Source organism: Streptomyces mirabilis, from assembly GCF_018310535.1.
GTDB lineage: Bacteria > Actinomycetota > Actinomycetes > Streptomycetales > Streptomycetaceae > Streptomyces.
This window is the reverse complement of sequence record NZ_CP074102.1, coordinates 2274873-2297701: the sequence shown is the minus strand read 5'-3', so window position 1 is coordinate 2297701 and position 22829 is coordinate 2274873. Positions and strand designations below refer to the sequence as shown.

Genomic DNA, 22829 nt, shown 5'->3' with positions numbered 1-22829 from the left:
CATGAATCTCGTGTTTAGAGTGGTGCTCTAAATCGAGGAAGGCAAGGAGGTGCCCGGACATGAGACTGACCCCCACGGAACGTGACCGGCTGCTGCTCTTCGGGGCCGCCGAGCTGGCCCGTGCCCGCCGGGCCCGGGGCCTCAGGCTGAACGTCCCCGAGGCGACCGCCCTCATCGCGGACACCGTGTGCGAGGCGGCCCGGGACGGGCGTCGGCTCGCCGAGGCGATCGCGGCGGCCCGGGCGGTGCTCGGCCCCGACGACGTCCTGCCGGGCGTCGCCGACGTCGTCACCGAGGTGCATGTCGAGGCCGTCTTCGACGACGGGTCCCGGCTCGCGGTCGTCAGCGACCCCCTCGGGGGTGGGCTGGGGGAGCGGGCGCCTGGCGCGCTGCTGCCGGGGCCGGAGCATGCCGAGCCCGCCGCGGTCGTCCGGCTGACCGTCACCAACACCGCGACCGTGCCCGTCTCCGTCACCTCGCACTTCCACTTCTTCGAGACCAATCCGCGGCTCGACTTCCCGCGGGCGGCGGCCTACGGGATGCGGCTCGCGGTCCCCGCCGGGTCCTCCGTGCGCTTCGGACCGGGGGAGAGCGCCGAGGTCGGGCTGCTGCCCATAGGCGGTGAGCGGATCGCCATCGGCTTCGCGGGACTGGTCGACGGGCCGCTGGACGCGCCCGGAGCCAGGGAGGAGGCCCTGCGCAGGGCCGCCGCCTGCGGGTACCTCGGGGCCGGGGACACCGGGGACACCGGGGAGAACGAGGGAGCTGAGCGGCGATGAATCCCTACGAGTACGCAGCCACCCACGGCCCCCGCGCCGGCGACCGCGTCCGCCTCGGTGACTCCGGGCTGACCATCCGCGTCGAGTCCGACGCCCAGCGCTACGGCGACGAGTTCCTCGCCGGCTTCGGCAAGACCGCCCGCGACGGACTGCACCTCAAGGCCGCCGCCGTCCGCGAGACCTGCGACGTCGTCATCAGCAACGTGGTGGTGATCGACGCGGCCCAGGGGATTCGCAAGGTGTCCATCGGCATCCGCGAGGGGCGGATCTGCTCGATCGGGCGGGCCGGGAACCCCGACACCCTCGACGGCGTCGACGTGGTGGTCGGTACGGGGACGTCGATCGTCTCGGGCGAGGGGCTGATCGCCACCGCCGGAGCCGTCGACACCCACGTGCACCTGCTGTCGCCGCGCATCATGGAGGCCTCGCTCGCCTCCGGCGTCACCACGATCATCGGCCAGGAGTTCGGGCCGGTGTGGGGCGTCGGCGTCAACTCGCCCTGGGCACTGCGCCACGCCTTCAACGCCTTCGACGCCTGGCCGGTCAACATCGGCTTCCTGGGCCGGGGTTCGTCCTCCGACGCCGCCCCCCTCGTCGAGGCCCTGGCCGAGGGCGGGGCGAGCGGCTTCAAGGTCCACGAGGACATGGGCGCCCACACCCGTGCCCTCGACACCGCGCTGCGCGTCGCCGAGGAGCACGACGTCCAGGTCGCCCTGCACAGCGACGGGCTGAACGAATGCCTGTCGGTCGAGGACACCCTGCGCGTCCTCGAAGGCCGGACCATCCACGCCTTCCACATCGAGGGCTGCGGCGGCGGTCACGTACCGAACGTCCTGAAGATGGCGGGAGTCCCGAACGTCATCGGCTCCTCCACCAACCCCACCCTGCCCTTCGGCCGGGACGCGGTCGCCGAGCACTACGGCATGATCGTCTCCGTCCACGACCTGAAGACCGACCTGCCCGGCGACGCGGCCATGGCCCGCGACCGGATCCGCGCCGGGACCATGGGCGCCGAGGACGTGCTGCACGACCTGGGCGCGATCGGGATCACCTCCTCGGACGCCCAGGGCATGGGACGCGCGGGCGAGACCGTACGCCGCACCTTCGCGATGGCCGGAAAGATGAAGGCCGAGCGCGGCGCCCCGGCGGACGCGGACCACGACAACGAGCGCGTCCTGCGCTACATGGCCAAGCTCACCATCAACCCCGCCATCGCGCACGGGCTCGCCCACGAGGTCGGCTCGATCGAGGTCGGCAAGCTCGCCGACATCGTCCTGTGGCGCCCGGAGTTCTTCGGCGCCAAGCCGCAGCTCGTCCTCAAGTCCGGCTTCCCGGCGTACGGCGTAGTCGGCGACCCGAACGCCGCCACCGACACCTGCGAACCCCTCGTCCTGGGGCCCCAGTTCGGGGCGCACGGCGCGACGCCCGCCGAGATCTCGGTCGCCTTCGTCGCCCAGGCCGCGCTCGACCAGGGCAGCGACCTCATGCCGACACGCCGGCGCCGAGTCGCCGTGCGGGGCACCCGCGGGATCGGCCCCGCCGACCTGCGCCTCAACTCCCGTACGGGATCCGTCGACGTCGACCAGCGCACCGGCCTGGTCACCCTCGACGGTGACCCGCTGCGCTCCGAGCCCGCCGACTCGGTCTCCCTCAACCGCCTCTACTTCCTCTGATGAAGGTGCACGCCATGACCCCTGCCGCCGACGGTTTCCGGATGCCCGCCGAGTGGACCCCGCACGAGCGCACCTGGATGGCGTGGCCGGGCCCCAACCCCACCTTCGACAACCCCGACGACCTCGCCGAGGCGCGCGCGGCCTGGGCGGCGGTGGCGCGCGCGATCCGCCGGTTCGAACCGGTGACGGTCGTGTGCGGGCCGGGCCAGTCGCAGGCGGCCCGGGCGCTGCTCGGCCCGGACGTCGACACCGTCGAACGCGAACTCGACGACGCCTGGATGCGTGACATCGGCCCCACCTTCCTCACCAACGGAAAGGGCGAACTGGCCGCCGTGGACTGGACGTTCAACGGCTGGGGCGCCCAGGACTGGGCTCGCTGGGAGCACGACGCCAAGATCGGCGCGTATGTCTCGGACCTCGCGGGGGCGAAGACGTACGCCTCGAAGCTGGTCAACGAGGGCGGTGCGATCCACGTCGACGGCGAGGGCACCGTGCTCCTGACCGAGACCGTGCAGCTCGGCCCCGAGCGCAACCCCGACTGGACGCGCGAGCAGGTGGAGGCGGAGATCCACGCCCACCTCGGCACCCGCAAGGCGATCTGGCTGCCGCGCGGGCTGACCGGCGACTACCCCCCGTACGGCTTCGGCACGCTCGGCCATGTCGACATCGTGGCCGCCTTCGCCCGCCCCGGAGTCGTGGTCGCGCACTCCCAGCCGGACCCGGCGCACCCCGACCACGAGGTGACGAAGGAGGTCATCGGCCTGCTCAAGGCCGCGACCGATGCGCGCGGGCGCCGCCTGGAGGTCGTCGAGGTCCAGGCCCCGACGATCCTGGAGGCCGACGGCCACTGGGCCGACCACTCCTACATCAACCACTACCTCTGCAACGGCGGCGTGGTCCTGTGCGGCTTCGACGACCCGCGCGACGAGCTCGCGGCCGGCATCTTCCGACGGCTCTTCCCCGAGCGGACGGTGACACTGGTGGACGCACGTACGATCTTTGCCGGAGGCGGTGGCATCCACTGCATCACCCAGCAGCAGCCGAGGATCTGAACCAGGAGTCGCACGTGGCAGGGGACAGCGCGCCGCGGAGGAAGAACGCGCCTCCGCGCGAGGACGTGCTGGCCGCCGCCATGGACATGATCGCCGAGCGCGGTCTGGAGAAGCTCACCATGGCGGCGCTCGGCCGCGAGGTCGGTATGAGCAGCGGTCATCTCCTCTACTACTTCCACTCCAAGGACGAACTGCTGCTGCAGACCCTGGAGTGGAGCGAGGGGCGGCTCGGCGCCGAGCGCGGCCGGTTGCTCGCCGCGCGGGGCACCGCCCGGGAGCGGCTCGACGCGTACGTCGACCTGTACGTCCCCGACGGCCACCGCGACCCGCACTGGACGCTCTGGCTGGAGGTCTGGAACCGCTCGCAGAACGCCGACGACGACGCCCGCGAGCGGCAGGTCGCCATCGAGGGCGCCTGGCACCGCGACCTGGTCGCGCTGCTCGCCGAGGGTGTCTCGCGCGGCGAGTTCCGGCCGGTCGACCCGGACCGCTGCGCCGCCCGGCTGCGGGCCCTCCTCGACGGCTTCTCCATCCATGTGGCGATCGGACTGCGCGGCACGGACAGAGAGCGGATCCTGCTCCACGTAAGGGAGTTTCTGGACGAATCCCTGAGCTGACGGTCACTTGCCGTGGCTGCGCTCCCGCCTGTGAACGCAATGAACAAAACGTGAGGCGCCCTTGTCGCGGCCGTGATCAGCGGGCACGTTACGGCTCATGGCACTCACGGGACGAGAGCACTGGAAGAAGATCTGGGTCGGCTCGGCGGGCAACATGGTGGAGTGGTTCGACTGGTTCGTGTACGCGAGCTTCGCCACCTACTTCGCCGGAGCCTTCTTCCCCGACGACAACCCCACCGCCCAGCTCATGAACACCGCGGGCATCTTCGCGGTCGGCTTCTTCATGCGCCCGGTCGGCGGCTGGCTGCTCGGCCGGATCGCCGACCGCAGAGGCCGCAAGACCGCCCTGACGCTGACCGTCACCCTGATGTCGCTGTCGGCGCTCCTCATCGCCTTCGCACCGACCTACGCGGTGGCGGGCTACGGCGGCGCGGCCGTCCTGCTTGTCGCCCGCCTGCTGCAAGGACTCTCGGTGGGCGGCGAGTACGCGGCCAGCGCCACCTACCTCACCGAGGCCTCCGCCCCCGAGCGGCGCGGCTTCGCCTCCAGCTTCCAGTACGTGTCGATGACCGCGGGCCAGATCCTCGGCCTCGGCCTGCAGATCATCCTCCAGCGCACCCTGTCCGACGACGCGCTGCACAGCTGGGGCTGGCGCATTCCCTTCATCGTGGGCGCGCTCGGCGCGGCCGTCGTGTTCTATCTGCGGCGCACGATGCTGGAGACCGAGGTGTACGAGGAGGCCGCGTCCGACGAGGAGCGCGGCACGATGCGCGCGCTGTGGCAGCACCGGAGGGAGGCCTTCCTGGTCATCGCGCTCACGATGGGCGGCACGGTCGCCTACTACACGTACACCACCTACCTGACGAAGTACCTCTCCAACTCGGCGGGCCTGCCCAAGGAGACCGCGACCCTCGTCTCCTTCACCGCGCTGATCGTCTTCGCCTGTCTCCAGCCGCTCGCGGGCCGTCTCTCCGACCGTGTCGGCCGCCGCCCGCTGCTCATCACCTTCGCGGTGGGCTCGACGTTCCTGACGGTCCCGATCATGACGATGCTGCGGCACGTGGGCAGCTTCTGGCCCGCCCTCGGCCTGGCTCTGCTGGCCCTGGTGGTGGTCACCGGCTACACCTCCATCAACGCCTGTGTGAAGGCGGAGCTGTTCCCGACCGGCGTCCGCGCCCTGGGCGTCGCCCTCCCGTACGCCATCGCCAACGCCCTCTTCGGCGGCACGGCCGAATACGTCGCCCTGTGGTTCAAGGACGCGGGCATCGAGTCCGGCTTCTACTGGTACGTGGCGGGCTGCGCGGCGGTGTCGCTGGTGGTCTACGTCACCATGCGGGAGACCCGCGACCTGGACCTCAACCGGGCCGGCCCCGGCCAGGAACCCTCCTCGGAGCCCAGGGCGCGGCTCGCATCCTGAGACAACCCGTGAGCACGGGGGCGGTATGTGCCAGACTGCCCCCGTGCTCTCGTTCGCCATGATTATTGGCAGCAGGCGCGCCGGTCCGCAGTGACCGCCACGTACCACCACGTACGGGCGGACATCGTCGTCCTCGACCCGCGCGCAGACCTCTCGCACCCGCGAGAGGTTTTTCGTTTTCCTGGCCCACCTCAAGCCGGGAAGGGAGCGCGAGGGATCATTGGAGGACGGTGGAGCCGGTCATTCCGGTACAGACCGAGATCCAACATCAGGAGCCGAACACCATGACCGAAACCAGCGAGCTCGACGATTCGTTCCACGTCTTCGACACGACCCTGCGCGACGGCGCGCAGCGTGAGGGCATCAACCTCACCGTGGCGGACAAGCTGGCCATCGCACGGCACCTGGACGACTTCGGGGTGGGCTTCATCGAGGGCGGCTGGCCGGGCGCCAACCCGCGCGACACCGAGTTCTTCGCCCGCGCCCAGCAGGAGATCGACTTCAAGCACGCCCAGCTGGTCGCGTTCGGCGCCACCCGCCGCGCGGGCGGCAAGGCGAGCGAGGACCCGCAGGTCAAGGCCCTTCTCGACGCCGGCGCCCAGGTGATCACCCTGGTCGCCAAGTCCCACGACCGCCACGTCGAACTCGCACTGCGCACCACCCTCGACGAAAACCTGGAGATGGTCCGGGACACGGTCTCGTACCTGCGCGAGCAGGGCCGCCGGGTCTTCGTCGACTGCGAGCACTTCTTCGACGGCTACCGCGCGAACCCCGAGTACGCGAAGGCGGTCGTCCGCGCGGCCTGGGGGGCGGGCGCCGACGTCGTCATCCTCTGCGACACCAACGGCGGCATGCTCCCCGCCCAGGTCCAGGCGGTCGTCGCCACGGTCCTCGCCGACACCGGCGCCCGGCTCGGCATGCACGCCCAGGACGACACGGGCTGCGCGGTCGCCAACACCCTGGCCGCCGTCGACGCGGGCGCGACCCACGTCCAGTGCACCGCGAACGGCTACGGCGAACGGGTCGGCAACTCGAACCTGTTCCCGGTCGTGGCCGCCCTGGAACTGAAGTACGGCAAGAAGGTCCTCCCGGACGGCGCCCTGCGCGAGATGACGCGGATCTCGCACGCGATCGCCGAGGTCGTCAACCTCACCCCCTCCACGCACCAGCCGTACGTCGGCGTCTCGGCCTTCGCCCACAAGGCGGGCCTGCACGCTTCCGCGATCAAGGTCGACCCGGACCTCTACCAGCACATCGACCCCGAGCAGGTCGGCAACACCATGCGGATGCTGGTCTCCGACATGGCGGGCCGCGCGTCCATCGAGCTCAAGGGCAAGGAACTCGGCATCGACCTCGGCGGCGACCGCGAGCTGGTGGGCCGCGTCGTGGAACGCGTCAAGGAGCGCGAGCTCAAGGGCTACACGTACGAGGCGGCGGACGCGTCCTTCGAACTCCTGCTCCGCGAGGAGGCGGAGGGGCGGGCACGCACGTACTTCCAGGTCGAGTCCTGGCGCGCGATCGTCGAGGACCGCCCCGACGGCACCCACGCCAACGAAGCCACCGTCAAACTCTTCGCCAAGGGCGAGCGCATCGTCGCCACGGCGGAGGGCAACGGTCCGGTGAACGCGCTCGACCGTGCCCTGCGGGTCGCCCTCGAAAAGATCTACCCCCAGCTCGCCAAGCTGGAGCTCGTGGACTACAAGGTCCGCATCCTCGAGGGCAAGCACGGCACCCAGTCCACCACCCGCGTCCTCATCTCCACCTCCGACGGAGCGGGGGAGTGGTCCACGGTGGGCGTCGCGGAGAACGTGATCGCGGCGTCCTGGCAGGCGCTGGAGGATGCGTACACGTACGGCTTGCTGCGCGCGGGCGTAGAGCCGGCGGAGTAGCCGACCGCGCCCGCTCAGCTCCCCGCCCACCCGATTCGTTTGTCTGCGGGTGGGCGGGGGCTGGTCGCGCAGTTCCCCGCGCCCCTGGCGGGGTTGAAGGGGCGGAGCCCCTGGGGATGATGGGGGTCCCCCCTGCTCGAGCGAAGCCGAGAGCTTGGGGGAGGGTAGGGGCGGCGGGGGCGAGGAAAGAGGGCGAGCTCTGTCAGCGCAGCGCCCACTTCTGATTGGCCGCCCCCGTGCAGGACCAGATCTGCGCCCGAGCCCCATTCACCGCAGAGTTGTCCGTCACGTCCAGACACTTCCCCGCCGCCGCGTTGACCACGTCACCCGTCGACCCGTTGTACGACCATCGCTGCGCCCCGGTCCCATTGCAGTCGTAGAGCTGAACCTTCGCCCCATCAGCCGTGGACGCCGACGTGACGTCGAGGCACTTGCCCAGCGCCTGGACCGACCCGTCCCCCGCCACCGTCCACCGCTGGGCGTCCGAGCCATTGCAGTCGTACAGCTGAACCGCCGTACCGTTCGCCGACGACCCCCCGGCCACATCGAGACACTTGCCCGCGAGCCCCACGAACGCCCCGGTCTGTCCACCCCCACCGACCTGCTCCCCAGCCCAGGTGAACGTCGCGGACGTCTTCCCCGGCAGTGAGTACGTCGCGTGCTGCGAGCCCCAGTTGATGGTCACGGTCTTCGCGGACGAGGAGTCGTTGTAGGCGATCAGCGCCTTGGAGCCGTCAGGATTCCGCCACGCCACGTTCGGCACGGACGTACTCGCCGTAGAGGCCACCCGCTGCGCCCCCGGCCGCACGAACTTCGTCAACTGCCCCATCGTGTAGTACTCGATCGTGTAGTCGACCTGCCCACTCGCCCCGTCCCCGTTGTGAACGGTGATCAGCCCGGAGCATGTCCCGCACCCCCCGTTGTGCGGCCCCCGGTTCTGATCGACGGCCAGCGACCACTTCGTCACCGACTTCGCCCAGTTCCGTGTGTAGTCGACGATGTTGAGCATGTCCTCGCGCTGCTGGTTGGCGATCCAGGTGCCACCGGAGTGCTCGGTCCCGAAGGCGTCCACCCCCGGGTACTGGTTGTGCACGCTCGTCTGCTTGCCCACGTCCCCGCCGTACCCGTGCCAGGCGATCCCCCCGAAGTTCGGATGCGCGCGCACGGCCGCGTCGTCGACGGTCTGAGCGGCGTACGAGTCGTACACGTCCCAGTTCCAGTCGTGCGCCAGCACCTTCGTGGACAGCCCCGCGGCCTGCAGCTTCGGCAGCAGCTCACTCTTCGTGAAGTACGCGAGCCCCGACGCGTTCCAGCTCATCGACGGGTACCCCGAGCAGCACGTCGGCTCGTTCTGCGCGGTGACGTAGGAGACCGGCACCCCCTGGTCCCGGTACGCCTGGAGGTACTTCACGAAGTACGAGGCGTACGCCCCGTAGTCCTCCGCCTTCAGCCAGCCCCCGTTGAGCTGCCCGCTGTCCTTCATCCAGGCGGGCGCCGTCCACGGCGAGGCCATCACGGTGAGCGAGGGGTTCAGCTGGAGCGCCTGCTTGGTCAGCGGCACCACATCGGCCAGATCGTGCGCGATCGAGAACGACGAGAGGGACGGGTCGCTCTGCCCGGCCGGCACGTCGTCGTACGTGTACCCGTACCGGGCGAGATCGGACGCGCCCATCGGATTCCGCAGGAACGAGAGCCCGATGCCCTCCGTCGGCGAGAACAGTTTCCGCATCGTCGCGTCCCGGGTGGCCGCCGACAGCGCCCCGCTGCTGTTCATCAGCCAGGCCGCGGTGTCGGTGAAGGACGCGCCGCCACCCGTGAAGGTCTGGTAGCGGGTGTTCTCGTCGACGGTGATGTTCTCGCCGCTGCCACCGGTACCGGCCTGGAAGGCGAACGGCGTCTGGGCCTGCAGCCCGCGGACGACATGGCGTCCGCCGTCGTCGTCCGTCGTGGTCAGCCAGGCCGTGACGGGTTCGCCCGCGGCGTGCGCGGGCGCCGCCGTGACGGCGGTCAGCCCGGCGGTGGTGAGCAGTCCGGCGAGAAGAAGCCGGACCGCCCGTGTGGATCTCCTCATGACGCGTCGCCCTTCTGGGTGTGGGGGAGGGGGCGTGCGAGCCGTGAGTAAATGACGGCTTCGGGTCCACGTCAAGGGGTCTCGCGTTCAGGGCGTGAAAGAACAACTGCCCTGATCCGGCCGCACATTGCCCGTGTACCGGTTCTGACGTGAAGTCTTGACGGCCTCCCGGGACGCCAGTTAACTCACGCCGTGATCTAAGTCGTAAGAGACCAACCGGAGATGCCGTCAGGCGCCCGGTCAGGGAACACCAGGGACTACGTAGAGTCGAGGGAAGGTCCATGCGAAGAACCGCCCTGCTCGCCTCCGCCGCTTTGCTCACGGGGCTGCTGCCGCTCCTTTCGGCCGGAGCGGCCACGGCCGACGAACCGGCCCCCGTCCCCGTCGACCGCTTCGAGGGCGAGGTCCCCTTCGCCAATCCCCCCGCCGGGGGCCTGTTCACCTGGGGCGGCGACGCCGACGACCCGCCCGCGCTCGCGCTGACCACCCGCACCGACGCCCCTGAGGGCACCAAGGTCCTCACCGGCACTTACGACATCAGCGGCTACGGCGGCTTCACCCACGACTTCGCCTTCGACCAGCCGGCCCACGACTGGTCGGCCCACAAGGGCATCCGTTTCTGGTGGGACGGTCAGAACAACGCCAAGAAGGTCGCTTTCGAGATCAAGGACGGCGGCGCCAACGGCGAGGCCTCCGAGCTGTGGACGACGTCCTTCACCGACGACTTCACCGGCTGGAAGCAGATCGAGATCCCCTTCACCGACTTCACCTACCGCACGGACTACCAGCCCGTCGGCGGCATCGACCAGGTACTCGGCCTCACCCAGATGTGGGGGTACGCCCTCACGCTCCCGGTCGGCGTCAAGGGCCGGTTCGCCATGGACGACGTCGAGTTGTACGGCAAGGCCGACCAGTCCCTGCGCGCCTCCGTCACCACCGACTCCGCCGTCCACCCGGTGAAGGAGGGAGCGACGGCGACAGTGAAGCTCTCCGTCGCCACGACCGGAGCCGCCCCGATCGACGAACCTGTGACCGTCGCCTACGAGAGCGCGGGCGGCAGCGCTGAGCCCGGCAAGGACTACACACCGGTCAAGGGCGAGATCACCTTCCCGGCGGGCACGGCCTCCGGCGCCACCCGCACCATCCAGGTCCCGACGCTGCGCGACAAGTCCGCCGAACCCGCCGAGACGATCCCCCTGAAGCTCACGGTCACCGGCGCGAAGGCCCCCGCCGAGACCCCGCAGATCGTCATAGACGCCCACGGCCTGCCGTACCTGGACCCGAAACTGCCCGTGAAGAAGCGGGTCGCCGACCTCGTCTCCCGCATGTCCCTGGAGGAGAAGGCCGGGCAGATGACCCAGGCCGAACGCGGCGCGCTCACCGCGCAGGGCGACATCGCCACGTACGACCTCGGCTCGCTCCTGTCCGGCGGCGGCTCGACCCCGACGCCCAACACCCCCGAGGCATGGGCGAAGATGATCGACGCCTTCCAGCTTCGGGCACAGGCGACACGGTTCCAGATCCCGCTGATCTACGGCGTGGACGCGGTGCACGGCCACAACAACCTCACCGGCGCGACGATCATGCCGCACAACATCGGCATCGGCGCGACCCGTGATCCCCGGCTGGCCGAGCGGACAGGCTCCGTGACGGCGGCCGAGGTGCGCGCCACCGGCATCCCCTGGGACTTCGCCCCCTGCCTCTGCGTCACGCGCGACGAACGCTGGGGCCGCTCCTACGAGTCCTTCGGCGAGGACCCCGCGCTCGTCGAGTCCATGGAGACGATGATCCAGGGCCTCCAGGGCGCCGCCAACGGCAAGGACCTGAAGGACAACGACAAGGTACTGGCCACGGCCAAGCACTTCGTCGGCGACGGCGGCACGGAGTACGGCTCGTCCACGACGGGCTCGTACACCATCGACCAGGGCGTCACGAAGGTCACCCGGCAGCAGTTGGAGGCCGTCCACCTGGCGCCGTACCAGACGGCGGTCGACCGTGGCATCGGCTCGGTCATGCCCTCCTACTCCTCCCTCGACATCCTCGGCGACGGCCAGGGCCCGGTGAAGATGCACGCCCGGGCGGACATGATCAACGGCGTGCTCAAGGACCGCATGGGCTTCGACGGATTCGTCATCAGCGACTGGCAGGCCATCGACCAGATCCCCGGCGACTACGCGTCCGACGTCCGTACGTCGATCAACGCGGGCCTGGACATGATCATGGTTCCGTACGCCTACAAGGACTTCCGTACGACGCTGGTCGACGAGGTACGGGCGGGCCGTATCAGCGAGGCGCGGGTGAACGACGCCGTGTCCCGCATCCTCACCCAGAAGTTCAAACTCGGCCTGTTCGAGAAGCCGTACGCGGACACGAGCGGCGCGGCGGCGATCGGCTCCGCCGGTCACCGGGCGGTCGCCCGTGAGGCGGCGGCCAAGTCCCAGGTCCTCCTGAAGAACGCGGCCGGCGTACTGCCCCTGAAGAAGTCCCAGAAGGTGTACGTGGCCGGTTCGAACGCCGACGACCTCGGCAACCAGACCGGCGGCTGGACGATCACCTGGCAGGGCGCGTCCGGGAAGCACACGGACGGTACGACGATCCTGCAGGGCATGCGCAATGCCGGCGGTGACGTCACCTACTCGAAGGACGCCTCGGCGCCGACGTCCGGCTACGACGTGGGTGTGGTCGTCGTGGGCGAGACCCCCTACGCGGAGGGCGTCGGCGATGTGGGCAACGGCAACGACCTCGCCCTGACCCCCGCCGACCAGGCCGCCGTGGACAAGGTGTGCGCCGCCATGAAGTGCGCGGTCCTGATCGTCTCGGGCCGCCCGCAACTCATCGGCGACCGCCTGGGTGAGATCGACGCCCTGGTCGCCTCGTGGCTGCCCGGCACGGAGGGCGACGGCGTGGCGGACGTGCTGTACGGCAAGCGCGCCTTCACCGGCCAGCTTCCCGTCACCTGGCCCAAGTCGGAGAGTCAACTCCCGATCAACGTCGGTGACGCGTCCTACGATCCCCAGTTCCCCTACGGCTGGGGCCTGACCACACTCACGAAGGTCCCCGGGGGCGGCGAGGCCACGCTCAGGGCCCTCACCCTCCTCGCCCGGACCGCGGACCGAACCGGCTCGGCGCGACTGGGCCGCGCCGCGGTCACCCAGGCCCGCCTCCTGGTCCAGCAGAGCACGGGCTCAACCATCACCCCCGCACTCGCCAAACCCTTCGCGGAAGCCGATCACCTACTCCTGACCGCCCACTACACCCAGGCACTGACGAAACTCCTGGAGGCATACCGAGCCGGCTGACCCCACCGCCCCCACCCGCCCGCGCGGCCTTCGGGCTGCGGGCGAGTGGGGGCTGGTCGCGCAGTTCCCCGCGCCCCTGGAGGGGCGCTACGCGCTACGCGCATCCCCAGCCCGTCCGGCGTTCGAGGACGAGGCCGTTCAGGCCGATGTGGGGATCTGGGGGCGGAGCCCCTGGGGGTGGGAATCGATAGGGGCGGCGGGGGCGAGAACCCCTCGGGCCACCCCACCCCCACCGGCCCCGATGCCCAGTTTTGCGCACGTTCAGGTAGCTTCGGAGATATGAAGGCCGCACTGATCCGAGGGCTCCCCGGACTGCTGATCGCGCTGACACTCGCCGCCCTCACGGCACTCACCCTCACCGCACCCCCCGCCCACGCGGCCACAGACGTGGGAACAGTGGCGGCAGCCCTCCGCAAGAGCCCCGTCTACGTGGACCCGGCAGCCTCCGCACAACTCTCCAAGGCAGACGCCGACACCCTGGCCAAGAAGATCAAGAACGCGAACAAGCCCGTCTTCGTGGCCGTCCTCCCCGCGGACTTCCCCACCCAGAACCTCTTCCAGAACCTCCGCACCGACACCGGCATCACAGGCCTGTACGCCATCAGACTGGGCACCCGCTTCGACGCCCGCGCCGACACCGCGGTCACGCCCCGCACCGCTGTCCAGAACCTCGTCACCAGCGTCCAGGGCGAACCCGCGAAGACCCAGCTGAACAACTTCGCGGACCGCGCCCTGGCCAACATCAACGGCTCGGCCCCCAAGAGCTGGAGCTCGACCGACGGGAACGGCGTCTCCACCGGCGCCCTCATCGCGGTGGCCGCGGTAGCCGTGGCGGGCGGCGCGGGCGCCTACACCCTCGTACGCCGCAACCGCCGGCGCAAAGAGCGGGAACAACAGGAAGCACTGGACAAACTCCGCGTGGTCGTCGACGAGGACATCACCGCGTTCGGCGAGGAACTCGACCGGCTCGACTTCCACCCCGCCGAGGCCGGCGCCGACGACGCGATGCGCGCCGACTACGAACGCGCGCTCGACGCCTACGAACAGGCGAAGTCGTCCATGGCCGCGGCCCACCGCCCGGAGGACGTACGCGCCGTCACCCAGTCCCTGGAGGACGGCCGCTTCTCCCTCGCGCTCCTGTCCGCCCGTCGCGAGGGCAAGCCCCTGCCCGAACGCCGCGCCCCCTGCTTCTTCGACCCGCGACACGGCCCGTCGGTCGCCGACGCGACCTGGACCCCGGCAGGCGGCGCTCCCCGCGAGGTCCCGGTCTGCGCGGCGGACCAGGCCCGTCTGGCGGACGGCCGCGCCCCGGCGGTCCGCGAGGTCGACACCGACTACGGCCGCCGCCCGTACTGGGACGCCGGACCGGCCTACGGCCCCTGGGCGGGCGGCTACTTCGGCGGCGGCCTCCTCCCCGGACTCCTCGTCGGCACCCTGCTCGGCAGCGTGATGGCCACTCCTTCCTACGCGTCCGACTACGGCTCCGGTTACGGAGACTTCGGCGGCTACGGCGGCGGTGACGTCTCCGGCTCCGACTTCGACCCCGGCGACTTCGGCGGCGGCTTCGGGGACGGCGGTGGCGGCGACTTCGGCGGCGGCGGAGGAGGAGACTTCGGCGGCGGCTTCTGAAGCGGAGCCTCCCGAGAAGAAGGCCGCTAAAGCGAAGGCCTCCGAAGCTCGGCCGTCCCGGACGAAGGCTCCTGAGGCTCCGTATCCGCGAGGCGGTCCATCAGCGCCCCTGCCAGCCGCAGCACCTCGCGCTCGGTCTCGTTCAACGTGCCGAGCGCCGCCGCCAGCCAGGCATCCCGCTCAGCCATGTCCCACTCCAGCGCCCGCAGCCCCTCCACGGTGAGCGTCAGCACGGACTGGCGCCGGTCCGCGCTGTCGGCCGTCCGCGCGATCAGCCCGTCCGCCTCCAGCTCGGCGAAGACCCGGGTCAACGACTGCGGCCGCTGCCGCTCGGCCGCCGCGACCTCGCCGGGCGTCGCCGCCCCGTGCCGACGCAAGTGCCCCAGCACCCCCAGCTGATTCGGACTGAGGCCGCCCTCGCCCCGCTCCTGCCGCAGCCGCCGATTGAGGCGGACGACACCACGTCGGATCTGGGCGGCATAGGAAAGATGGTCCACCCTCTTATCGTAATCTAAAACTTACTATTTATCAGCCTTGATCCCTCTACTATCGGCACCATGCCCGTCAAACACATACGCAATGCTTACGAAGCAGCGCTGACCATGACGGCCGTGCTGCTCTCCTACTCCCTCGCCCTGTGGCTGGAGGACACCGCCGCACTGCACACGGACGTCCTCGTCCTCGCGGTCGCGCTGACCCTCACCCTGGCCCGCACCCAACGGACCGCCGGTGCCCGCGGTCGCCTCATGGCCTGCGTCCTGCTGCCCGCCCTGGCCGGTGCGGCGACCCTGCTCGGCCACCTGATCGCCGACCACTACGCACTCGGCGCCGCGGTGTTCACCCTCGCCATCTCCTTGCCCATCTGGATCCGCCGCTTCGGTCCGGCCGCGACGAAGGCGGGCACGCTGATGACGTTGCCGCTGGTCGCCCTGCTCGTCGTCCCCGGCCCCGCGCTGCCGCCCAGGGCCCAGAGCGCGCTGGTGAGCTGGGGCTGGTCGGCGGTGATCGGGCTGCTGGCATGCGGCTGCGTCTGGCTGGTCCAGATGTCCGCCGACCGCCTCGGCCCCTGGCAGCCCGACCCGGAGCCGCACCGCCTCCGACGAGCCTCCCGACTGCGCCCCGTCCCCAGCACCCGCATGGCATGGCAGATGGCCGCCGCCGTCGCCGCGGCCTTCACCCTCGGACGGCTCCTCTTCGACCACCACTGGCCGTGGATGGTCCTGACCGTGTACGTGGTCGCGAGTGGCAACCGCGGCCGCGACGACGTCATACGCAAGGGAGTCGAGCGCCTGGTCGGCGCCTGCGCCGGCACACTGCTCGCCACCGCGGTGGCCGCCGCCGGCATCACGGGCCGGACCTCCGTCGTCCTGATCTTCGCCGTACTGGCCGTCGCCCTGTGGCTGCGTCCGCTGAACTACGCCTACTGGGCCGCCGGCATGACCACCGCCCTCTCCCTCCTCCTTGGCTACTTCGGCCAGGACGCGCAGGACCTGCTGCCCACCCGTCTCGGGGCGATCGCGGTCGGCGCGGTCCTGGCGGTCGCGTCGGCCTGCTGCGTTCTGCCGGTCCCGCGCCGCCGCACACCGGCCCCCAGCCCCGCCTGACTAACCCCGCCACCCCTGTCCACGCAGTCCCTCCCCACTCGGTCTCATCCCACGCATGTCCTCCCCCCGCGGATCCTGGCGCCCGAACGCCTCCGGGGCCGCCGCACGCGGCACGACCAGCCCCGTCTCGTACGCCGTCACGACCGCCTGCGTACGGTCGCGCAGCCCCAGCTTGGACAGCACCCGGCTGACATGGGTCTTCACGGTCTCCTCGCCCACCTGAAGCCGCGCGGCGATCTCCGGGTTGGACAGCCCTTCCGCCAGCAGCCGCAACACCTCCGTCTCGCGCGGGGTGAGCACGCCGAGCGCCGTCCCCGTCGGCGCCCTGGGTTTGAGCCGGGCGAACTCGGCGATCAGCCGACGGGTGATGACGGGCGCGAGCAGCGCCTCCCCGGCGGCCACGACCCGTACCGCCTCGAACAGCCGCTCCGCCGTCACGTCCTTCAGCAGGAACCCGCTCGCCCCGGCCACGAGCGCGTCATACACATGCTCGTCCAGATCGAAGGTGGTGAGGATGAGTACGCGCGGCGCGTCCCCGGCCTCCGGCTCCATCAGCTCGGCGGTGGCCTGGATCCCGTCCATGACCGGCATCCGTACGTCCATGAGGACCACGTCGGGACGCCGCTCCCGGCAGACCCGCACCGCCTCGGCGCCGTCGCACGCCGTGCCGACGACGGTGAAGTCCGCCTGGGTGGCGAGAAGTCCGGCGTACCCGGCGCGCACCACCTCGTGGTCGTCGGCCACCACGATCCGCACGGCAGGGACCGGTCCTTCGGCTACCGAGGCCTCTGCGGCGGTCGTCATACGAGAGCCTCCGCCCGCACCGGCAGCCGCGCCTCGACCAGGAAGCCACCGCCACGCGCCGGCCCGGTGCGCAGGGTGCCTCCGACCGTGGCGGCCCGCTCGCGCATGCCGAGCAGGCCGTGCCCGGCGGTCGGGGACGCGGGCCCCGGCCCGTTGTCGCGCACACGGATCGCCAAGTCGTCCTCCCGGTAACGAAGTTCGACGTCGACGGCGGCACCCGGAGCATGTCGGCGAGCGTTGGTGAGGGCCTCCTGCACGATCCGGTACGCGGTGACCTCGATGCCCGGGTCGAGCGGGGCGACCGGCCCGCTGACGATCAGCCGCGTACGGGAGCCGGAGGCGTCCCGGGACTCGTCGATGAGCTCCAGGAGCTGGCGCAGCCCCGGCTGTGGACGCCGGTTGACCCCCGTGTCGGCGTCCTCCCGCAGCACCCCCAGCAGGCGCCGCATCTCCGTCAGCGCGGTCCGCGCGGTGTCCCCGATGGCGAGCAGCCGGGTGGCGCCGTCGGCCGGGAGCCCTGCGGTGGTCAGCCTGGCCGTCTCGGCCTGCACGGCGATCATCGAGATGTGGTGCGCGACCACGTCGTGCAACTCCCTCGCGATACGTGCCCGTTCACCCCGTGCGGCGTGGGCGAGGAGCGTGTCCGCGAAGGCCCGCTCCGTCGCGCTGTGGGCCAGCGCGGCGCTGCGGACGTGGTGCGTGATGCCCGTCGCGGCCGCCGCCGAGGCGAGCGTGGCCACCAGCACGGCCATCACCCGGGTGGTGAGGTCGTCCTGGCTGACGAGGGCCAGCACGACGTACGGCACGACGAGTATTCCGCTGAGCCGGGGCGCCCCCGCCCGTCCCAGCCAGTACACCGAGGCCAGCTGGGCCGCCACCCCCGCCAGCGTGAGGGTGCGGAACGGCGCCAGCGCCAGCACGCCCGCCGAGGTCACGGCCACGGCGGCCCCGGCCCGCGCCGGCAGGACCCGGTCGGCGCCCAGTACGAAGGTGAGCGGAAGGGTGGTGCAGACCCCGAGCAGCAGGGCGAGCGACAGGTTCTCGCGCAGGCCCCCGAGCCGGATCAGGACCTCGGCGCAGGCGAGGAGCGCGAGGGCAGCCGGGTAGGTCACGGAGGCGGGGAAGTGCCGCAGCAACTTCCGCACCCCCGCGATTCCTTCGCCGTGTCGCGCCGTGTCCTCGCCCATGCCGCCATTGTGCCGTCGGACGCGCCGCAGCGCGTCACCCTGGGGTTTCTCCCTCACACGGGGGACCCGGCCGACGGTCCGTCCCTCGTGACAGGGGCGCCGAAGACGGCTCCGTGGCGGGACGACGGCGAGGCCCGCCCGTCCCTAGTCTCGCTGGCATGAGCGATGCAACGATCGAAGTCCAGGACTTGCGCAAGCGGTTCGGGCGGACCGTCGCGGTCGACGGACTCACCTTCACCGTCCGGCCGGGACAGGTCACCGGTTTCGTGGGTCCGAACGGGGCGGGCAAGTCCACCACCATGCGGGCCGTGCTCGGCCTGGACACCCCCGACGAGGGGCGCGCGCTCATCGGCGGCCGTCCCTACCACGCCCTGCGCTCACCGCTGTTGGAGGTCGGCGCGCTCCTCGACGCGGCCGCCCTGCACCCGAGCCGGCGCGGACGCGACCATCTGCGCTGGCTGGCGCACTCGCACGGGCTGTCCCTGCGCCGGGTCGACGAGGTTCTCGAACAGGTCGGCATGGACCAGGCCGCCCGCCGCCGCGCGGGCGGCTACTCACTCGGTATGCGCCAACGCCTGGGCATAGCGGCCGCGTTGCTGGGAGACCCTCCGGTCCTCCTGCTCGACGAACCGGTCAACGGCCTTGATCCCGAGGGCATCCAGTGGATCCGCGGCCTGCTGCGCCGGCTGGCCGGGGAAGGCCGCGCCGTCCTGGTCTCCAGCCACCTCATGAGCGAGCTGGAGGACACCGCTCACCACCTCGTGGTCGTCGGCCGTGGCCGCCTCATCGCGGACACCTCTGTCGCCACCCTGCTCGCCGCCGCGTCCGGCGACCGCGTGGCCCTGCGCACGGGCGCCCGCACGGAGGCGATGGAGCTGCTCACCCGGGAGGGCGGCACGGTCGCGGTCACCGGAGCCGACACCCTCACGGTCACCGGTCTGCCCGCGGAGCGGATCGTCGCGCTGCTCGCCGCGGCCGGCGTCCCCTTCGCCGAGGTCGGCGCGCACCGGGCGTCGTTGGAGGAGGCGTACATGGAGCTCACCCGGGACGCGGCGGAGTTCACGTCGATTCCGGACCCGACGGACGGCGAGGTGCCCCGATGACCTCGACCGTCACTCCCTACCGTTCCCCGCTCAAGCCCGCCCGCGAGGGATTCGGGCGCCTGTTGCGCGCGGAATGGAGCAAGTTCTGGACGGTGCGCGTGTGGGTGCTGGCGCTCGTCGTGGCGGCGGCGGTCACGGTCGCCATCTCCCAGCTCGCCGCGAGCGGCTCCGTCGACGATTCCAACGAGCACCCGGTCACCGTCGGGCCCGACGGCACCCGCGTCAACGACAGCTTCCACTACGTCCACCAGTCCCTCCCGGCGGACGGCAGCGTGACGGTCCGCGTGTCCGACCTGAAGGGCGGCGCCGGCCGGGACCCGGAGCCGTGGGCGAAGGCCGGCGTGCTGGTCAAGGCGAGCACGAAGGCCGGCAGCCCGTACGCGGCCCTGATGCTCACCCCCGACCACGGCGTCCGCCTCCAGTGGAACTTCACGCACGACAAGGCGGGCAGTGCCGCCTCCGGTACGGCCCCGCACTGGCTGCGCATGACCCGCTCGGGCACCCGCCTGACCGGATACGAGTCCTCCGACGGCGCCCACTGGACGAAGGTCGGCTCGGTCACCCTGCCGGAGCTGCCGAAAACGGCACAGGCGGGACTGTTCGTCGCCTCACCGCTGCACAGCAACCTGCGCCGCTCGTTCGGCGGCACGTCGGAGACGGCCGGCGGCACGACCGCCGGAGCGACCTTCGACCACCTGGCCCTGAGCGGCGCCACCGCGACCGGCTCGGCCGCCTGGACGAGCACGGACGTGGGCGCCCCCGATCCGAGTGACCCGGACACCCCGCAATCCGGCCCAGCCCGCGCCGAGCCGGGCACCACCACCGTCTCCGCGACCGGTGTCTACACCCTCACCGGCCAGGGCGACATCGCCCCCGACGAGACCGGTGGCGACAGCGTCCAGATGAGCTTCCAGGGCGTCTTCGTGGCCGTCCTCTTCATGGTCGCCCTGGGGGCCCTGTTCATCACGACCGAGTACAAGCGCGGCATGATCCGTACGACGTTCACGGCGACCCCGCGCCGGGTGCGGGTCCTCGCCGCGAAGGCCCTGGTGATCGGGGGCGTCACCTTCGCCGTCAGCCTGCCCGCCACGGCGATCACCTTCCCCCTGGCCCAACGCACGATGCGTGCCCACGGCTTCGCGCCACCCGCCTACCCCGACCTGTCACTCCTCGACTCACCCGCCCTGCGGGCGGTGGTGGGCAGCGCGGCACTGCTGTCCCTGGTGGCAGTCCTCGCCCTCGCCCTGGGAGCGATACTCCGCAACAGCGCGGGCGCGATCACGGCCGTCGTGGTCCTTGTGATCCTCCCGCAGATCCTTGCCTTCGCCCTCCCGCTCCCGATCGCGAACTGGCTGCTGCGCGCGACCCCGGCGGCGGCCTTCGCGGTCCAGCAGGGCGTGACGTACTACCCCCAGGTGCAGCACAACTGCCTCCCGGAGAGCGGCTGTTACCCCATGGCCCCGTGGAACGGCTTCGCCGTTCTGTGCGCGTACGTGGCCGTGGCGCTCGCTCTCGCGGCCTGGCGCCTGCGCAGGAGGGACGTATGAGGCGCGCACGGCCGGTACTCCGCGCCCACCCCGCAGGGCCCTCGCTCCGTGCCCACCCCGCACAGGCCGCACTTCGCACACTCCACGCCGAGTGGACCAAACTCCGCACGCTGCCCAGCAGCTGGCTGCTGCTGGCCGCCACGGTGGCCCTGACCTTCGCCGTGGGCACGGCCGCGGTGTCCTCGGTCAGCACCCGCGAGTGCGCGAGTGCCGCGGCCTGTCACGAGGACACGGTGAAGCTCGCCCTGACGGGTATGTGGCTCGGCCAGGCGATCGTCCTCGTCCTGGGCGCCCTGTCGATGGGGGCGGAGTACGGCACGGGCACGGTACGGACGACGCTGACGGCGATCCCGCGCCGGGCGACGGTCCTGGTGTCGAAGGCGGCGGTGCTGGCCGCGGCGACGGGCATCGCGGCCGGCACGGCGATCCTCGCCTCCCTCGCCACGGCCCGCTGGATCCTCCTGGCCAACGGCTTCACCCCCGAGGCGGGCTACCCCCTCCTCTCCCTCACCGACACCCCCACCCTCCGCGCCGCCTTCGGCTCCACCCTCTGCCTGATCCTCATAGCCTTCCTGGGCCTGGGGCTGGCGGTGCTGCTCCGCGACAGCGCGGCGGCGATCACCACGGGCCTGGGAATCCTCTACGTGGTCCCGCTCATGTCCGACCTCCTGGGCTCACCCACCTGGAAGGTCCGCCTCGAGCGCTGGGCCCCCATGCCGGCGGGCCTCGCCATCCGCGCGACGAAGGACCTCACCCGCCTGCCGATCGGCCCCTGGCCGGGGCTGGGGGTTCTGGCGGCGTACGCGCTGGGGGTGCTGCTGGTGGGCGGTGCGATATTCGCACGCCGGGACGCGTAGCCGGGAAATGCGTGGCCCGGAGGGCGCCTTCACGCCTAGCCTCGATCTTCATGAGCACCCTGCAGACGATCCATGACGTGCCCGTGATGATGTGTGCCGCCGAGGGCGAGACCATCGGAGGCGAGGGCGACGCCCTGGATCTCATCGGGAACGCCGCCTACCAGGGTGCCCAGTGGGTGGTCATTCCCGCCGAGCGGCTCGACGAGACGTTCTTTCAGCTGCGTACCCGCGTGGCCGGTGACATCGTCCAGAAGTTCGCCAACTACCGAGTGGCACTCGTCGTCCTCGGAGACATCTCCCGTCACACGGAGGCCAGTTCGGCGCTGCGGGACTTCGTCCGTGAGTGCAACCGGGGGCGACAGACCTGGTTCCTCACCGATGTCGAGGAACTGCGCGAACGGCTGAAGGGCTGACGGCGGAAGGGCCACTGGCTGAAGGGCTGGGCGTGTTGTGCCGTGGCGTTGTCGGAATCCGACCTCATGACCGTTCCGGCTTTCGGGCGAGGAATGTGGCGACCGTCCTCTTGGCTCCTTCGCCGGGCTCCTGCACCAGCCGCGCGGTGACGACGAGCCCGGCCTGCTTCAACAGCTCGGCCACCCGGTCCGGCGGCACCAGGTAGGACTCGAAGGACACCGGATGGCCCCCGTACGCCTGCGTGGGACGCAGACGTTCTCCGGCCCCCACATAGCCGGCGATCATCAGACGGCCGCCGGGCGCGAGCGTGCGACGGAACTCGGCGAACACGACCGGCAACAACTCCGGTGGCGTGTGGTGGACGGAGTAGTAGGCGAGGATGCCGCCGAGTCCGTCGTCCTCGAGAGGCAGCTCGGTCATCGACCCGACGGTGAAACGCAGACCGGGGTTGGCCCGACGGGCCAGTTCGACCATCGCGGGGGAGAGGTCGATGCCGAACGTGGGCACCCCCAGCTCGGCGAGGTAGGCCGTCACCAGGCCGGGCCCGCATCCCAGGTCCGCGAGGGCGCCGGCGTCGGCCGTCCGCACCGTCTCGGCGAACGCGACGAGCATCGCGCGGGACAGCGGATCCAGCTGCGCCGGGGTCTTGACCTGTTCGGCGTAGTCGGCGGCCACCCTGTCGTACGACTCCCGGACGGCGGCAAGGTAGGCGAGATCAGTCACGCGGGCGACTGTAGGGGAGGGCCCGCTACCTCCGTAACCACCAGGGCGTATGCGGGAGGTGACGTCATCCCCCACGCGTGGCCCCGTGGTACCTCGGTACTACGGGCCGCACCTCATTGAGCTCCCGGGTACCACGGATCCCGGCCCGCGGGCCCCTAGCGTGG

Annotated in this window: 18 protein-coding genes; 13 read left to right on the top strand and 5 right to left on the bottom strand. The window is 71.1% G+C overall.

Going from position 1 to position 22829, the window contains the following annotated elements; genetic code table 11:
* Positions 1 to 59: 59 nt before the first annotated feature.
* The 6 genes from ureA to cimA all read left to right on the top strand — a co-directional run bounded on the left by ureA (position 60) and on the right by cimA (position 7427).
* Positions 60 to 779 (top strand): urease subunit gamma, encoded by a 720-nt coding sequence (ureA, locus tag SMIR_RS09935; RefSeq protein WP_168495838.1) that lies wholly within the window; start codon positions 60 to 62, stop codon positions 777 to 779.
* The gene (locus SMIR_RS09930; RefSeq protein WP_168495840.1) at positions 776 to 2452 is read left to right on the top strand and encodes an urease subunit alpha; all 1677 of its coding nucleotides are present in this window, start codon (positions 776 to 778) and stop codon (positions 2450 to 2452) included. The genes ureA and SMIR_RS09930 overlap by 4 nt, the downstream gene beginning before the upstream one ends.
* 14 nt (positions 2453 to 2466) lie before the next feature.
* The gene (locus SMIR_RS09925) at positions 2467 to 3504 is read left to right on the top strand and encodes an agmatine deiminase family protein (protein WP_168495842.1); all 1038 of its coding nucleotides are present in this window, start codon (positions 2467 to 2469) and stop codon (positions 3502 to 3504) included.
* 80 nt (positions 3505 to 3584) lie between these two features.
* Complete coding sequence (locus SMIR_RS09920) at positions 3585 to 4121, top strand: TetR/AcrR family transcriptional regulator (RefSeq protein WP_248003706.1); 537 nt, start codon at positions 3585 to 3587, stop codon at positions 4119 to 4121.
* A gap of 97 nt (positions 4122 to 4218) precedes the next feature.
* Complete coding sequence (locus SMIR_RS09915; protein ID WP_212726887.1) at positions 4219 to 5538, top strand: MFS transporter; 1320 nt, start codon at positions 4219 to 4221, stop codon at positions 5536 to 5538.
* A gap of 284 nt (positions 5539 to 5822) precedes the next feature.
* Entirely contained in the window at positions 5823 to 7427 is a 1605-nt protein-coding gene (gene cimA, locus SMIR_RS09910; RefSeq protein WP_168495844.1) for a citramalate synthase, read from the top strand.
* A gap of 202 nt (positions 7428 to 7629) precedes the next feature.
* On the opposite strand, the gene SMIR_RS09905 is transcribed toward cimA, so the two are convergent.
* Complete coding sequence (locus tag SMIR_RS09905) at positions 7630 to 9498, bottom strand: lectin (RefSeq protein WP_168495846.1); 1869 nt, start codon at positions 9496 to 9498, stop codon at positions 7630 to 7632.
* A gap of 281 nt (positions 9499 to 9779) precedes the next feature.
* Between SMIR_RS09905 and SMIR_RS09900 the strand changes: the two genes are divergently transcribed.
* Positions 9780 to 12797 (top strand): glycoside hydrolase family 3 protein, encoded by a 3018-nt coding sequence (locus SMIR_RS09900; protein WP_212726886.1) that lies wholly within the window; start codon positions 9780 to 9782, stop codon positions 12795 to 12797.
* 279 nt (positions 12798 to 13076) lie between these two features.
* The gene (locus SMIR_RS09895) at positions 13077 to 14426 is read left to right on the top strand and encodes a hypothetical protein (protein ID WP_168495849.1); all 1350 of its coding nucleotides are present in this window, start codon (positions 13077 to 13079) and stop codon (positions 14424 to 14426) included.
* 26 nt (positions 14427 to 14452) lie between these two features.
* Here the strand turns inward: SMIR_RS09895 and SMIR_RS09890 are convergent, their stop codons facing one another.
* Positions 14453 to 14923, bottom strand: a complete 471-nt coding sequence (locus SMIR_RS09890; protein WP_212726885.1) for a MarR family winged helix-turn-helix transcriptional regulator — start codon at positions 14921 to 14923, stop codon at positions 14453 to 14455.
* Between the two features lie 60 nt (positions 14924 to 14983).
* Between SMIR_RS09890 and SMIR_RS09885 the strand changes: the two genes are divergently transcribed.
* Complete coding sequence (locus SMIR_RS09885) at positions 14984 to 16030, top strand: FUSC family protein (RefSeq protein ID WP_168495853.1); 1047 nt, start codon at positions 14984 to 14986, stop codon at positions 16028 to 16030.
* Here SMIR_RS09885 and SMIR_RS09880 read toward each other — a convergent pair whose 3' ends face one another.
* Together SMIR_RS09880 and SMIR_RS09875 are read right to left on the bottom strand one after the other, a co-directional pair.
* The gene (locus tag SMIR_RS09880; protein WP_212726884.1) at positions 16031 to 16834 is read right to left on the bottom strand and encodes a response regulator; all 804 of its coding nucleotides are present in this window, start codon (positions 16832 to 16834) and stop codon (positions 16031 to 16033) included. It lies immediately after the preceding gene.
* Positions 16831 to 18021, bottom strand: a complete 1191-nt coding sequence (locus SMIR_RS09875) for a sensor histidine kinase (RefSeq protein WP_168495857.1) — start codon at positions 18019 to 18021, stop codon at positions 16831 to 16833. Before SMIR_RS09875 ends, SMIR_RS09880 begins: the two co-directional genes overlap by 4 nt.
* A 158-nt stretch (positions 18022 to 18179) precedes the next feature.
* On the opposite strand from SMIR_RS09875, the gene SMIR_RS09870 reads away from it, so the two are divergent.
* The 4 genes from SMIR_RS09870 to SMIR_RS09855 are packed head-to-tail and all read left to right on the top strand — an operon-like array spanning position 18180 to position 21941.
* Positions 18180 to 19124, top strand: coding sequence for an ABC transporter ATP-binding protein (locus SMIR_RS09870; protein WP_168495859.1), 945 nt, complete (start codon positions 18180 to 18182; stop codon positions 19122 to 19124).
* Positions 19121 to 20671, top strand: coding sequence for a DUF1349 domain-containing protein (locus SMIR_RS09865; protein ID WP_168495861.1), 1551 nt, complete (start codon positions 19121 to 19123; stop codon positions 20669 to 20671). Before SMIR_RS09870 ends, SMIR_RS09865 begins: the two co-directional genes overlap by 4 nt.
* Positions 20668 to 21528: an ABC transporter permease subunit gene (locus tag SMIR_RS09860; protein ID WP_248003134.1), complete on the top strand. Its 861-nt coding sequence runs from the start codon at positions 20668 to 20670 to the stop codon at positions 21526 to 21528. Before SMIR_RS09865 ends, SMIR_RS09860 begins: the two co-directional genes overlap by 4 nt.
* A gap of 50 nt (positions 21529 to 21578) precedes the next feature.
* Complete coding sequence (locus SMIR_RS09855) at positions 21579 to 21941, top strand: DUF4180 domain-containing protein (RefSeq protein WP_168495863.1); 363 nt, start codon at positions 21579 to 21581, stop codon at positions 21939 to 21941.
* 64 nt (positions 21942 to 22005) lie between these two features.
* On the opposite strand, the gene SMIR_RS09850 is transcribed toward SMIR_RS09855, so the two are convergent.
* A complete protein-coding gene (locus SMIR_RS09850; RefSeq protein ID WP_168495865.1) occupies positions 22006 to 22665 on the bottom strand; it encodes a class I SAM-dependent methyltransferase in 660 nt (219 codons plus the stop codon).
* Between the last annotated feature and the right edge of the window lie 164 nt (positions 22666 to 22829).